Annotated in this window: 10 protein-coding genes; all 10 read left to right on the top strand. The window is 65.1% G+C overall.

Translation table 11 applies throughout. From position 1 onward, the window contains the following. Nucleotides 1-481: 481 nt before the first annotated feature. The 10 genes from G4L39_RS10675 (at nt 482) to G4L39_RS10630 (ending at nt 12,998) form a co-directional block, all read left to right on the top strand. Entirely contained in the window at nt 482-1,252 is a 771-nt protein-coding gene (locus G4L39_RS10675) for a DUF3450 family protein (RefSeq protein ID WP_165108109.1), read from the top strand. A 23-nt stretch (nt 1,253-1,275) separates the two neighbouring features. After that, complete coding sequence (locus tag G4L39_RS15465; RefSeq protein ID WP_165108107.1) at nt 1,276-2,694, top strand: MotA/TolQ/ExbB proton channel family protein; 1,419 nt, start codon at nt 1,276-1,278, stop codon at nt 2,692-2,694. Continuing rightward, on the top strand, nt 2,691-3,320 hold the full coding sequence (locus G4L39_RS10665) for a MotA/TolQ/ExbB proton channel family protein (protein WP_165108105.1): 630 nt from the start codon (nt 2,691-2,693) through the stop codon (nt 3,318-3,320). The genes G4L39_RS15465 and G4L39_RS10665 overlap by 4 nt, the downstream gene beginning before the upstream one ends. After that, the gene (locus G4L39_RS10660; protein ID WP_165108103.1) at nt 3,317-3,727 is read left to right on the top strand and encodes an ExbD/TolR family protein; all 411 of its coding nucleotides are present in this window, start codon (nt 3,317-3,319) and stop codon (nt 3,725-3,727) included. Before G4L39_RS10665 ends, G4L39_RS10660 begins: the two co-directional genes overlap by 4 nt. Before the next feature lie 37 nt (nt 3,728-3,764). Continuing rightward, a complete protein-coding gene (locus G4L39_RS10655; RefSeq protein WP_165108101.1) occupies nt 3,765-4,409 on the top strand; it encodes an energy transducer TonB in 645 nt (214 codons plus the stop codon). A gap of 37 nt (nt 4,410-4,446) precedes the next feature. Next, a complete protein-coding gene (locus G4L39_RS10650) occupies nt 4,447-5,967 on the top strand; it encodes a tetratricopeptide repeat protein (RefSeq protein WP_165108099.1) in 1,521 nt (506 codons plus the stop codon). Nucleotides 5,968-6,050: 83 nt separating this feature from the next. Then, nucleotides 6,051-8,999 carry a TonB-dependent receptor gene (locus G4L39_RS10645; protein WP_165108097.1) on the top strand — a complete coding sequence of 983 codons (2,949 nt, stop codon included), beginning with the start codon at nt 6,051-6,053 and terminating at the stop codon, nt 8,997-8,999. Between the two features lie 123 nt (nt 9,000-9,122). Next, nucleotides 9,123-10,742, top strand: a complete 1,620-nt coding sequence (locus tag G4L39_RS10640; protein ID WP_165108095.1) for a T9SS C-terminal target domain-containing protein — start codon at nt 9,123-9,125, stop codon at nt 10,740-10,742. 324 nt (nt 10,743-11,066) lie between these two features. Beyond that, nucleotides 11,067-11,837: a DUF748 domain-containing protein gene (locus tag G4L39_RS10635; protein WP_165108093.1), complete on the top strand. Its 771-nt coding sequence runs from the start codon at nt 11,067-11,069 to the stop codon at nt 11,835-11,837. 225 nt (nt 11,838-12,062) lie between these two features. Next, nucleotides 12,063-12,998: a helix-turn-helix transcriptional regulator gene (locus tag G4L39_RS10630; protein WP_165108091.1), complete on the top strand. Its 936-nt coding sequence runs from the start codon at nt 12,063-12,065 to the stop codon at nt 12,996-12,998. The last annotated feature ends 220 nt before the right edge of the window (nt 12,999-13,218 follow it).

Raw genomic sequence — 13,218 nt, 5'->3', positions numbered from 1 at the left:
GGGGCAGGGGCGGGGTTGTTCCGGCGGGCGGAGCGGGTTTTGGTGACGGGTTGGGTCGAGCTGGTGGGGGATTGGCCGGGCCGGTCAGTGCTGCGGGGCCCGGTGGGCTGGTGTTGAGGGCGAGGGATTGGAGGCGACTGCCTTGGGTCGTGCCGGCGTTGGCGGATGGGCGTTCGATTGGAGCGGATGAGGACATCGGTGGGGTGGCCGGATCGGAGGACGCACGCAGCGAAGCGACCGCGGTCACCAAAATGGCGGCGGCAAGGACAGGGTTGAGGCACCGGTTCCACCGTTTGTTCATGAGAGCAGGTTAGGGCGGGCCGTGGCCGGATGTCAGGTTCTTCGTGGGTTGGGAATTCAACCGAACGGGTGTGGGGAGACGAGGTGGACCGGCACAGAACGGTGGATGGAACCGCCTGTCACGGATTTGTCACACAACCGTCATGTGCCTGTCAGGGTCGGGCGGCAGAGTGGCGGCAGCATGAGACTCGGCTGTTGGATCGGGATTGTGTGGTGCGCGGCGGCTTCGTTTGCCGGGCGGGCGGCGGAGGTAACGGGTTCCGCAGGGCCCGAGGGGGCATCTGTTTTGGAGCAGTGGGTGCGGACGCGCCAGATGATTTCGAAGGTGCGCTCGGATTGGGTGGCGGAGCGTGAGGCGCTGGAGCAGACGCGTGCCCTGTGGGAGGGGGAGTTGCGGACATTGGAAGCGGCGATGTCGCAGGTGCACACGCAGAGCACGGTGGTGGTTCAGGAGCGGTTGCAGGTGGAGAGGGAAAAGGAGCGGTTGGAGAAGGCATTGGAGGTTTTGAAGGGGCGGTTGCCGGAGTTGGAGGGCCGGGTCAGGCGGTTGGCGGCGGGATTTCCGGAGCCGTTGAAGAAAACGGTGCAACCGTTGTTGGACCGTTTGGAGGGGGACGGTGAGGTTCGGGGCCGGTCCGCATGGATGAGGTTGCAGACGCTGGTGACGTTGTTGAACGAGGTGGAGAAGTTTCAATCGGCGGTGACGGTGCATCCGGAGTTGCGGCCCGGACCGGATGGGAAGGCGGTGCGAGTTACGGTGTTGTATCTGGGTCTGGGCCAGGCGTGGTTTGTGGATGAGGGCGGTCGGCTGGCGGGCCGGGGTGTACCGGGGCCGGATGGTTGGCGCTGGGTGGAGGATTCGGCGTTGGCCGGGAGGATTCGGGATGCCGTCGAGGTGTATGAGGGCCGTCAGGCGGCCCGGTTTGTGGTGTTGCCGGTGGAGGTGCGGTGAGCTGTTGGGAGAGGGATTCAGGAATGAAGCGCGGGTACTGGTTGTGGATTCTGTGGGTGCTCGGGGCCGGCTGGGCCATGGGCGCGGACTGGTCGCTGGTGGAGGGCGGGGCGCGGGCGGATTTGGAGGCGGCGCTGCGGGAGCTGGCGCAGACACGAGCGGAGGTGGAGGCGGAGCGGTTGCCGCTGGTGCGACGGGTGCGGGAGCTGGAGGAGACGGTGACGGCGCGTCGGGCGGAGTTGGAGCGTGCGCGCCGTGCGGCGGACAATGCGCTGGTGGAGTTGAACGTGTTGAAGTCGGAGCTGCGGGCCCGGAGCAACGAGGTGGCGGCGGTGGAGGGGCTGTTGCACAACTACTTCGAAGCGTTTTCCGGGCGGTTGCATGGGGCGGAAGCGTCGCGGTACGACGGTGTGTTGCGGGAATATCAGCGGGCGCGATCGGAGGATGCGGGTGACCCGGCGGATCGGTTGGGCCGGCAATTGGCGCTGGTGGATGCGGGGTTGGAGCGGATTGAACGGTTGATGGGGGGCGACATTGTGGAGGGACGTGCGTTGTCTGCGGGCGGTGCCCTGGTGGAGGGTCGGTACGTGATGATAGGGCCGGCCGTGTGGTTTGCGGCGGCGGGTGAGGACGGGGCGGCGGGTGTGGTGCAGGTGCGGTTGAACGCGCCCGCGCCGGAGGTGGTCCCGGTGGATGCGAAGGCGTCTTCAGAGATTCGTGCGGTTGCTTCGAACGGGGCGGGGTTGCTTCCGGTGGATCCCACACAGGGTAATGCGCTGAAGCTGGCAGCGACGCGGGACTCCTTGTGGACGCACATTCGGAAGGGGGGTCCGGTGATGGTGCCGATTCTGCTGTTGGGGGCGACGGCGCTGCTGATTTTCGTGGTCAAGTGGGTTCAGTTGAGTCGGGTGCCGATGGCGGGTCCGGAGGAGGTGCAGGCCGTGTTGGTGGCGTTGTCGGAGGGGAACCCGGAGCGGGCGCAATTGGTGGCGCGGCGCATTGCGGGTCCGGTGGGTCGGATGTTGGAGGCGGCGGTGGCTCATTGGCGGGAGCCCAAGGAGGCCGTCGAGGAGGTGCTGTACGAGAAGATGCTGGCGCTGCGGCCGCGGTGGGAGCGCGGGTTGCCGTTTTTGGCCCTGGCGGCGGCGGCCGCGCCGTTGTTGGGGTTGCTGGGCACGGTGACGGGCATGATCAACACTTTCAACGTGATCACCGTGTTTGGCACGGGGGATCCCAAGACGCTGGCGGGTGGGATTTCGGAGGCGCTGATCACGACGGAGTTTGGATTGATCGTGGCGATTCCCTCGTTGTTGCTGCATGCGCTGCTGTCGCGGCGGTTGAAGGGGATGTTGGGCCGGTTGGAGCAGATCAGTGTGGCGTTTTTGAACGGGCTGCCGGCGTCGCGGACGCCGTCGGCGATTCGGGAAGGAGTGACACGATGATTGAGATGATTGTGCAGACGTGGGTGCGGGGCGGCTGGGTGATGCTGCCGCTGGCGGTGGTGTCATTGATGATGTTTACCGTCGGGCTCCGGTTAATCCTGCAGATGCGGCGTTGGCCGGATCGGTGGGGCACGGAGGCGGACTGGCAGAAGTGGGTTGGGGATCCCGGATCGGCCCCGCAGGAGGCACGTGGATTGCTGGTGGTGGCCGGGGTGGAAGAGGATCGGGAGGGTGAGGTGCATCGGCGTTGCCTGGCGGCCACGGACTTGTACACGGCGGGTGCGGACCGGCAACTGGCCCTGCTGAGCACGTTGGTGGCGGCGGGGCCGTTGGTGGGGTTGTTGGGGACCGTGACGGGAATGCTGGCGACGTTTCGGGCGCTGGCGTTGGGTGGGGGAGGACAGATCACGGAGGCCATGGCGGCCGGGATTTCGCAGGCGTTGTTTCCGCCGGAGGTGGGGCTGTGCATGGCCCTGCCGGGGATGATGATGGTGCACTGGGCCCGGCGGCGGCGGCATGAGTGGGAGGCTTTTGCGGCGCGGCTGGAGAGCCTGTTGGTTCAACGGGTGCGGCTGCGGAGGCACCGTTCGGCTCCCGTGGAATCGGTGGCTTTGGTGGAGGCATGAAATACCGACGCGTGCTGGTGGAGGCGGATGAACTGACGGAGATCAACGTGTCTCCGTTGATCGACATGGTGTTTATCCTCCTGATTTTCTTCATTGTGACGACGGTGTTTGTGGAGGAGACGGGGACGGAGGTGGACAAACCGCAGGCACTGAGCGCGCAGGCGCTGGAGAAGCAGTGCATCCTGATTGCCATCACCGCGCAGGGACAGGTGATTCACGCCGGCCAGGAGATTGGCGTGGGGGGTGTGAGGCCGCTGGTGAGTCGGTTGTGCCGGGATGAACCTCTGCCGGTGGTATTGCAGGTGGATCGGAATGCGAATGCGGGCCTGTTGGTGCGGGTGATTGACGAGGCCAAGCTGGGTCGGGCCAAAAGCGTGAGCATCGCGACGGACCCGGCGCAGTCGTGAAAACGAGGGGACCAGCGTGAGGGGCCGAGGGACCACAATGGGCGGATCCGGCGGTTGGGATCTGTTGCGGGTGTGGACCGGCGCGGCGGTGCTGACCCTGGTCGTGTTCCTGGTCCTGCCGTTCACGCAGATGGCGTCGAGTCGTGCCCAGCGTCTCCGATTGTTGACCTCCCTACAGACGGTGAACCTGGAGACGCCTCCGCCATCGGAAGAACCGCCGCCACCTCCGCCGCCGCAGCAACCGACAGAACCGCCGCCGCCCGCCCTGGTTGAGTCTGCGCCGACTCTGAATCTCAGCGTGAGTCTGGATCTTGCGACGGGTGCCGGGGGTGCTTGGGGCGGTCTGGCGATGCCGGTGTTGAATCCGGCGGCCGCGGTGACCGGGCAGGAGGCATTTGCGATGGAGGAGGTGGAGGAGCCGCCGGAATTGGTCGCGTCGGTGCCCCCGGTGTATCCGCCGGCGTTGCGGCGGGCCGGTGTGGAGGGTCGGGTGGTGTTGGTGTTTGTGGTGGACGAGCAGGGGCAGGTGCAGGACGCGCGTGTGGAACGGTCAACGCGTCCAGAGTTTGAGGGTCCCGCACTGGAGGCGGTGCGGAAGTGGCGGTTTCGGCCGGCGCGCAAGGAGGGTCGGCCGGTGCGGACGTACATGAGGCAACCGATCCGGTTTTCGATTTCGTCCTGAGAGCATGCGGTTGGGAGACTGAAAGGAGGCGATGGTGATGGCAAAGCGACGACGATGCGCGGGGCCAGGGTGGCCCTGCGGGCGGTGGTGGCTGCCGGGTTTGTGGGTGTGGGTGGTGGCTGTGTGCATGGTGCGGGATGTCGAGGCAGCCACCCGGGGTCGGACGCGGACGCAAACCGGTGCCGTGCCGGCCGAACGCGGGTCGGTGACGAATGCGGTGGGGCCGGTGCCGGCCTTTGCGCCGGTGGATTCGTCGGATCCGCTGTCGGCTTTCTGGAACGACATCGAGTTTCAGCGGCGTTTGTACGGATCCTACGGATTTCATGGCACCTGGGAGCCGGCGATGCGTGAGGAGGAGAAACAGGTGTGGCGGGAGCGCGTGGCTCCGGCGTTGCGCGAGGATCCGGCCCGGGCGGTGGAGGTGTTGCGATCGCTGGCCGGGCCGGAGAGTTCGGCGGTATTTGATTTTGCGCTGGGCACGGCGCTGTTTCAGTGCGGCGATCTGACCAATGCACGGCCCTGGTTGGAATCGGCCGTGGCGAAGCATCCGGATTATTTGCGGGCGTGGAAGAATCTGGGGTTTGTGTCCTTGCGGCTCGGGGATTATGCGGGAGCGATTCGGGCACTGAGCCGGGCGATGGAGCTGGGCGGGGCGGACGGGGCGACGCTGGGGATGTTGGGGTTCGCGCATTTGCAGGCGGGTCGGCCGGTGGCGGCCGCGGCGGCCACGGAACAGGCCCTGGTGTTCCGGCCGGACGATCTGGCGCTGCAGATGCAGTTGTTGCAGGCCTGGTCGGCCAGCGGTCGATTGGAGCCGGCCCTGAAGCTCGTGGACGAGATTCTGGCGGCGCACCCGGATCGGGCGGCGCTGTGGACGTGGAAGGCGAAACTGCACCTGATGCGCGATGAACGGGCGGAGGCAGCGGTGGCCTATGAAACGGTGCGTCGCCTGGGGGCGGCGCGGGCGGAGGATCTGTTCACGCTGGCGGATTTGTATGTGTTGCTGGGCACGCCGGAGACGGCCCTGCCCGTTTATCAGGAGGCGCTGGAGAAAGATCCGGCGGCGGGCTGGGCCCGCGTGGTGCGGGCCGTGGAGGTGATGGTGGGACAGGGCCGGACGGACATGGCCGCCAAGTACATGGAGACGATGGAGAGAAGCGGGGATGGGACGGTGCCCGGGGAACAAGCGGGTGCGTGGGGCCGACTGAAGGCGCGTCTGGCGATGGCGCGTGGAGACCTGGATGGGGCGCTGCAGGTTTTGGAGCGGCTGCTGGAGCGGGATCCGCTGGACGGGGTGGCCCTGATGTTGGCGGGGGATTGTTATGCGCAAAAGGGGGATCGGGACCGGGCTGAATTTCGATATCAAGCGGCCGCGCAGATCGAGTCGGTGGCTCCGGAGGCGCTGGTGAAGCTGGCGCAGCTGCTGGTGCGGCATCAGGAGTACCGGCGGGCGGTTGAATTGTTGCAGCAGGCGCAGCGGCTTCGGCCGCGGGAGACGGTGCAGCGGTACCTGGAGGAGGTGTTGAAACTGGCGGGGCAACGGCCGGTTGCGTCGTGAGCCCGGGTGGACCGTGTGGCTGTAAGCCCGGGGTGAAAGGCCGCGGTTGGAGAGGAACGGGTGGAATGCGAGGAGGATTCTGGATGCTGGCACCGGGGCGGAGGAGGGGTTGGGTTGCGGGTGGTCATGCGGAGTTGGTGTTGTGGGGATTTCTTCTGGTGATGATCGGCTGGGGGGCGATTGGTCGGCTGCCAGCCCGGGGAGCGGAAGCCGGGGGTGTGGTTGAGGGGCGCGTGGTGTCCGGCTGGGACGGGGCTCCTTTGGCGGGTGTGACGGTGACGGTGCGCGGGACGACGCTGGCCACGGTCACAGACGCGGAGGGGCGTTTTCGGTTGGGGTCGGTACCGGCGGGTCGGCACGTGGTGGTGTTGAGCCGGCCGGGGTTTGTACGGACGGTGGTGACGGATGTGTTGGTGGCGGAGGGCGAGACTTCGCGGGTGGACGCGCATTTGCGGCCGGAGTTTTACGAGGGAGAGGAGTACGTGGTGACGGCGCCGGAGATGAACGAGCAGACGGCGCAGTTGCTGGAGCTGCGGCGGCAATCGGCGACGATTCTGGATGCCGTGAGTGCGGAGCAATTCGGGCGCCTGGCGGCCAGTGACGCCGCCGACATTCTGGAGCGGGTGCCGGGAGTGGTGGTGGCGGACGGGAAACACCCGGTGGTGCGGGGCCTGAACGAGCGTTATGTGGGGGTGTTGTTGAATGGCGCGGAGGTGCCGTCACCGGATCCGTACAGGAAATCGGCGTCCCTGGACATGTTTCCTGCGGGGCTGATTGACTCGGTGACGGTGGCCAAGAGTTTCACGCCGGATTTACCGGGTGATTTTTCGGGTGGCGGTGTGTTGTTGAGAACGCGGAGTTTTCCCGAATCATTCCTGTTCCGGAGCTCGGCGGGATTGGAGTTCAATACGCGCGCCAGTTTGCGGGACGATTTTCTCAGCGGGTCGGGCGGAAGTCTTGACTGGCTGGGGATGGATGACGGGACGCGGGCGTTACCCGCTGAGTTGGACGTGCCCGGGCTGACGATCCCGCGGCCGGTCTCCAACACGGGTTTGCCCTCGAACCCGGCGTATGCGACCCGGATTGCCGAGGCAGAGAGGCTGAATCGGCTGACGCGGTTAATGGGATCTCCGGAGTTTGCGCCCACGCCGATGCGCGCTCCGCCGAATCACTCATTTTCGCTGGCGGCTGGGGACACGGTGCCTCTGAGTGAACAGGCGGTGGGCTGGTTTGGCGGGCTGACCTACCAGCGCAAGTTTACCCTTTGGGAGGGGCCAAACAACCGGTATTCCCCGGGCCTGAACCAAACCATCATGCCCCGCAAGTTGTTTCAGGACATGCAGGGTGTGGAGGAGGTGACATGGGCAGCGGTGGCGAACGTGGCCTGGCGTCCGGTGCAGGGTCACGAGTTCAATTTCACCTTTTACCGGAACCAGAACAGCGACTTTGTGGCGCGAACCCAGCGGGGGACGATCACCGATGATCCCGGCATGACCTTTGTCATGCACCGGTTGCATTGGACGGAGCGGAGTCTGGAGTCCTTTCAGCTGAATGGAGACCACCGGTTTGCCGGTACGAACGGTTCGCGGCTGGAGTGGTTGGCGGCACTGGCAACGACGCGGCAGGAGGAGCCCGATGCGCGGTTTTTCCATTATCGAACCGACGGCTTCATTTTTGAACCGGATCATCAGTCTCTGCCGACTCCGTCCAAGCCGACCCGATATTTCCGGGACCTGGAAGAGACGAACCGAAAAGTGAAGGGGGATGTGACCATGCCCTGGACGGACGGCGCCGGGCGGGAGTGGCGGCTGAAATGGGGTGGGGCGTGGTTGGGGAGTGAGAGGACGTTTTCGGATCGGGAGATTTATTATGAGGGCCAATTTGGCCCGTCGGCGGCCTACCCCTTTCTGGGCGATGCCAATGCGTTTTTGCCGCCGGGGAGTCTCGGGTACACCGCTGTCACCAACGCCAATGGTCGCATCCTGTACACTTGGAACCGGTACATTCAGACGCGGGAGAGCCGGTACGACGCCCGGCAGGAGATCCCGGCGGCCTATTGGATGGTGGAGGTGCCCGTGGGCGAGAGGTTCCGATGGCTCGGCGGCGTGCGGTTTGAACGGACGGAACTGGAGGCGCATTCGGTGAGTTACGTGGCGAATGCCACGACGGGTTTGCCGGAGAACACGGCGTCGCTGGGCCGGGATGACTTTCTGCCGGCGGTCGGGCTGACCTGGCAGATGCGGAGCAACATGCAGATCCGACTGCATTACAGCGAGACGGTGGCACGGCCCACATTCCGCGAGCTGGCGGCGTACCGAAGCTATGACCCCGTGACGGACGAGATTCTGGAGGGCAATCCCCGTTTGAAGATGAGCGATGTGAAGAATTACGACCTGCGATGGGAATGGTTCCCCGGACCCGGCGAGGTGCTCGCGGTGAGCCTGTTTTACAAGGACCTCGCCCGGGCGATTGAACGACAGTATGTCAACATTGGCGGTGAGATTGTTTCCTTTGTGAACCGGCCGACGGCGGAGGTGTGGGGTGCGGAACTGGAATTTCGGCGGTCCCTGGGCTTTGTGCATTCGTCGTTGCAGCATGTATCGCTGGGTTTGAACGCGGCGTGGATTGAGTCGAGTGTCCGGTTGACCGAGGAGGAGGTGCGGAACCGGATCGAGTTTCTCGGGGACGCCAGCGACACGCGGCCGCTGTATGATCAGTCGCCGTATGTGGTGAACGTCGACGTGAGCTGGGAGATTCCGCGCACGGGGACCCTCCTCACGGCGGCGTTCAACGTGAGCGGGCCGCGGATTGTGATTGCGGGCCTGGCCACGCCGGATGTTTACGAGAACCCGGCGCCGTCCCTGGACCTGATTTTGGATCAGCGGCTGGGACGGCACTGGCGCCTTCGGTTGACGGCCAAAAATGTGCTGGATCCCGCAATTGAGCGGACCTACGGCGAGGGTTCGGAGGCGATTTACAGCCGGTATCATCGCGGCCGGCTTTTTGGGATGAGCCTCTCCTGCGAGTGGTGAGCCGGGGCCGGATTGTCACCCAACCGTCACCGTTCCTTCCCGGGTTTGTGATCCGGTGCGCCCAGAATGGGCGCGAGATTGATCGAGTGGAAACCCAAAATGATGGACGCGAGACAAAAGCCTATGAAGACGAGTTGTGTTGGTAAGGGACTGCGAGTGTTGGCGTGGGCCGGGCTCGGACTGAGCCTGACGGTCCCGGCTGCGGACATCACGGTGTCCGGGCCGCTTTACGGGATCCACCGGTGGTACAGCACGAACGTGTATCACCTGAGCAGGTTTGTCTATGTGATGGAGGGTGCGGAACTGCACATTGAGCCGGGAACGGTGATCAAGGGATTGCCGGGTCAGGATGCGGACACGGCGGCGCTCATTGTGACGCGCGGGGGCAAGATCTTTGCCGAGGGCACGCGTGAAAAGCCGATCATTTTCACCGCGGAGGCGGAGGATGTGGACGATCCCGAGTCGCTACCCCTGTATGAACGCGGTCTGTGGGGCGGTGTGGTGTTGATGGGGCGTGCACCCATCAACACGGCCGTTGACACGGCGGGCAACTCGGCGAGTCCGAAATATGACGTGTTTGAGGGCCTGCCCGACCTGCAGATTGGCGGTCAATATGTGCACCGGTTCGGGGGAAATGACCCGCACGATTCGAGCGGCGTGTTGCGGTATGTTTCGATCCGACGGGCCGGGATGGTGTTTCTGCCGAACAAGGAGTTGAACGGCCTGAGTCTGTGCGGGGTGGGGGATGGTACCGTGGTGGAATTTGTGGAGGTGTTTGCAGCGGCAGATGACGGGTTTGAGTTCTTTGGCGGAACAGTGAACACCAGGTACCTGATCAGCGCGTTCAATGATGACGACGCATTCGACACCGATCAGGGGCACAACGGGAAACATCAGTTCTGGTTCGCCATTCAGGAGCCGGGCAAAAAGGACAATGGCGCCGAGCTGAACGGCGAGCCGAACGAAGCGAACGCGGGGAATCCGCCCGTTTCCAACTTTCAAGTGTGGAATGCGACGTGGATTGGCGCCGGGACAAACACGTCAGGCAATCGCGCGTTCATGATCCGGGTGTATGCGGCGCCGCGGATTTACAACAGCATCATCACAGACTTTGGTGGGCCGGCAATCACCATTCCGGACCACAAGGCGGGTCAGCACGCCACTAATGGCCTGATGGATATCCGGGAGAACATCTGGTATGGGTTCAGGGTAAGTCCGATCTGGGATGGTATTGATGATGGTTTTTACTCGGCCATCTTCTTCCAGGACACCTCCCGGTCCAATTACATCCTGGATCCGCAATTGCGCGGGATCAGCCGGGTGGCAGACGGCGGATTGGATCCGCGGCCCCGACCGGGCAGTCCGGCTTGGGGTCCGAGCAGCCTGGTGCCCCCGAATGACGGCTTTTTCGAGCCGGTGCGGTACCGCGGTGCGTTTGGCGAGTGGAACTGGGCGGCCGGCTGGAGTTTCCTCTGGAGATCGGGTGTGTTGACCAGCGAGGGGATGAACGTGGAGATGCCGCCGGCAGCGGTGCGTTTGACGGGAGTCCGGCAGGGCGATTCGCTGCGGATCGAGTTCCCCGGTGAATCCGGCGTGCAATATCAGTTGGAAGCGAGCGACTCGTTGGTTGGGGGGACCTGGCAAGCTGTGGGTGAGCCGGTGATCGGCGCTGGCACGACGGTGAGCCTGACCGTTCCGCTGGATGCACAGAGCCGGTTTTATCGGGTGAGTGCCCGTCGTTAAGGCGCGGTCTGCGTTGCACACGGTGCGGGCCCCGGAGGGGTAATGCCTTCCGGGGTCCCTTCTTTTCGTTGCTGGTTGTCGGACCGGCGTGGCCCGCCGCGGGCCGGGCCCGATTGCAGGAACGGGGTGGATGGGTTGCCCGCGCGCGGGGTGGTTTGAGAGCCGGATTGGGGGCATCGGCTTTCGTGCGTGGGCAACCCGAACCGTGCGGGTCTTGCAATGCGGCGGGGAGCGGGTTCGGGTCGTGAGGGAGCCGGTTCTGATTTGCCCGCGGGTCGGGTCCGGGTCATGCTGGGGGTGGTTTCCACGTAGAGGAAGGGCAGCATGAAAAAGAAATGGATGGTTTGGGTTGGGGGGGTTGCGGTGGTGGTGATCGCGGCGACTTTGACGGTTGTGTTGTTCATGGGACGCCTTGTGAAATCGGCGGTGGAGACGTGGGGCCCGCGGGTGGCCGGGGTGAGCGTGGAGGTGCACGGCGTGGCGCTTTCGCCATGGTCCGGCCGGGGTGAAGTGACCGGGCTGTGGGTGGGGAATCCGGAGGGGTACAAAACGCCGCACGCAATCCGGGTGGAACGGGCCCGGGTGGAGGTGGCCCCGTTGTCGTTTTTGGGAGAGAAACTGCATGTGCGCCTGGTGGAGGTGGAATCGCCCGAGATCACGTTGGAGTTGGGACCGGGCGGGAACAACCTGAAGAAGATCCTGGCGAATGTGGAGGCGGCGATGGGCGGGGGCGGCGGCCGATCGGGGACCGAGTCCAAATCGAGCGGGGAACGGAAGCTGCAGGTGGACCGTTTTGTGTTGAAGGGTGCCCGTGTGCGCGTGGGCGCCACGGCTCTGGGCGGGACGGTGCCGGTGCGGGTGCCGGACATCGAATTGGAAAACCTGGGTGCGGGGCCGGAGGGGATCACCGGGGCGGAGCTGGCGCAGAAGGTGTTGGCGGCGGTGGTGGAGAGTACGGCCGGGGCGGCCCAGCAGGCGGCGACCTCGTTGGGCCGGGAGGCGGCCGAGGCGGCGGGCTCGGTGGGGAAGCAGGCGGTGGAGGCTGCGGGGAAGGTGACGCGCGGTTTGGGTGAGTTGTTCAAGAAGAGGGAGTGAGTGGGCGGTGCAATGTCCGAGGGTTGCCCGGGGCAACGAGGTTTGGTCCCGTGCGTGCGGCGGGGCTTTCAGGGTGGGTCGCGGGATGGACTCCGGCAGGCGTTTCCGGGTGGGTGGTTTGTCTGTAGGACGGGCCGGGACGGGCGGGGACGGCGGACGGGCCGGAAGTGGATTGGTGGCGGCGCAGGATGGACAGGGTTGAGCGTTGTTTGGTAGAAGACGCGTATGCCGCTGCGTCGGGATCAGACCAGCAATTTGACCTTTGCCGAGCCTTCGCGGGTGGCGCGCCGGTTGTTGTGGCACATGTACTCGATCGGCTCCCGTCGGATTGAGCAGCCGGATCATCATGAACCCTACGAGAAGCCCGGGGCGCACCTGTTCTGGGTCCAATCGGGTTCCGGCTGGGTGGAGTACATGGATCAACGCCGTCCGTTGGAACGGGGCCGGAAGGTCTGGTTGCTGGACATGAGCCGGCCGCGGACGTACATCCCGCAGCCGGGGGGTCATCTGACCATCACGGGGGTGCGGTTTGGCGGGCCGGGTCTGGAGTTCTGGCATGAGACACTGAACTCCTCGGCGGAACCGGAGTTCGAGCTGGACGACGTTCAGCGGGTGCGTTCGGTGTACCAGAACCTGTGGCGATTGGCGCGGCGACGGCCGCTGGGTTGGGAGTGGCAGGCGCACATGCAAATCAACGAGCTGCTGGGGCAACTGTTGATGTCGCGGGGGTTGCTGGTCTCACCGGAGACGGAATTGCCGGCTCCGGTGGTGCGTGTGCTGAACGCGCTGGCGGCGAATCCTCTGAAGGATTGGAAGGCGCGGGAACTGGCTGCGGTGGCGCGGGTGAGCTATTCGGGTTTGCGTGCGCTGTTTCGCAAGTGCGGGCAGGGGACGATTCACCAGAACATCCAGCGGGTGCGACTGGATCAGGCGCGGCTTCTGTTGGCGGATCCGCGGCTTTCCATCAAGGACGTGGCGGCGCAATTGAATTTCTCGAGCGAGTTTTACTTCAGCCACTTCTTCCGCAAGTACACGGGGCTGACACCGACGGAGTTTCGTCGCCGGCTTCAACTGAACCCGGCACCGCAGCGGGCTGCGGGGACCTCCCCGGAGGTGGCCACCTCGGAGCGGGGCGCAGCGGAGGGTGTGCCGAAGAGTTGAACGGGCGCCGGCGGGAATACCGTTCCTGCGGATACTGCCCCGGGGCCGGGGCTACGGCTGGTTCATGGCGGCGCCGGCACGGGCCCAAGTGCCCGGGAACCGGGTCTGGTTGAAAACACCGAAGATACCCGGGCGTCTCCAATGAGTTGGCCATGAGGCATCCGCGGGCGCGTGCACGGGCCGCGGCGAGGAGGTGGGTGGGGGTTTATGTTGTGTGATC

The organism is Limisphaera ngatamarikiensis, assembly GCF_011044775.1.
GTDB lineage: Bacteria > Verrucomicrobiota > Verrucomicrobiia > Limisphaerales > Limisphaeraceae > Limisphaera > Limisphaera ngatamarikiensis.
The sequence above is the reverse complement of the archived record's forward strand: the minus strand, read 5'-3'. Positions and strand labels throughout refer to the sequence as shown.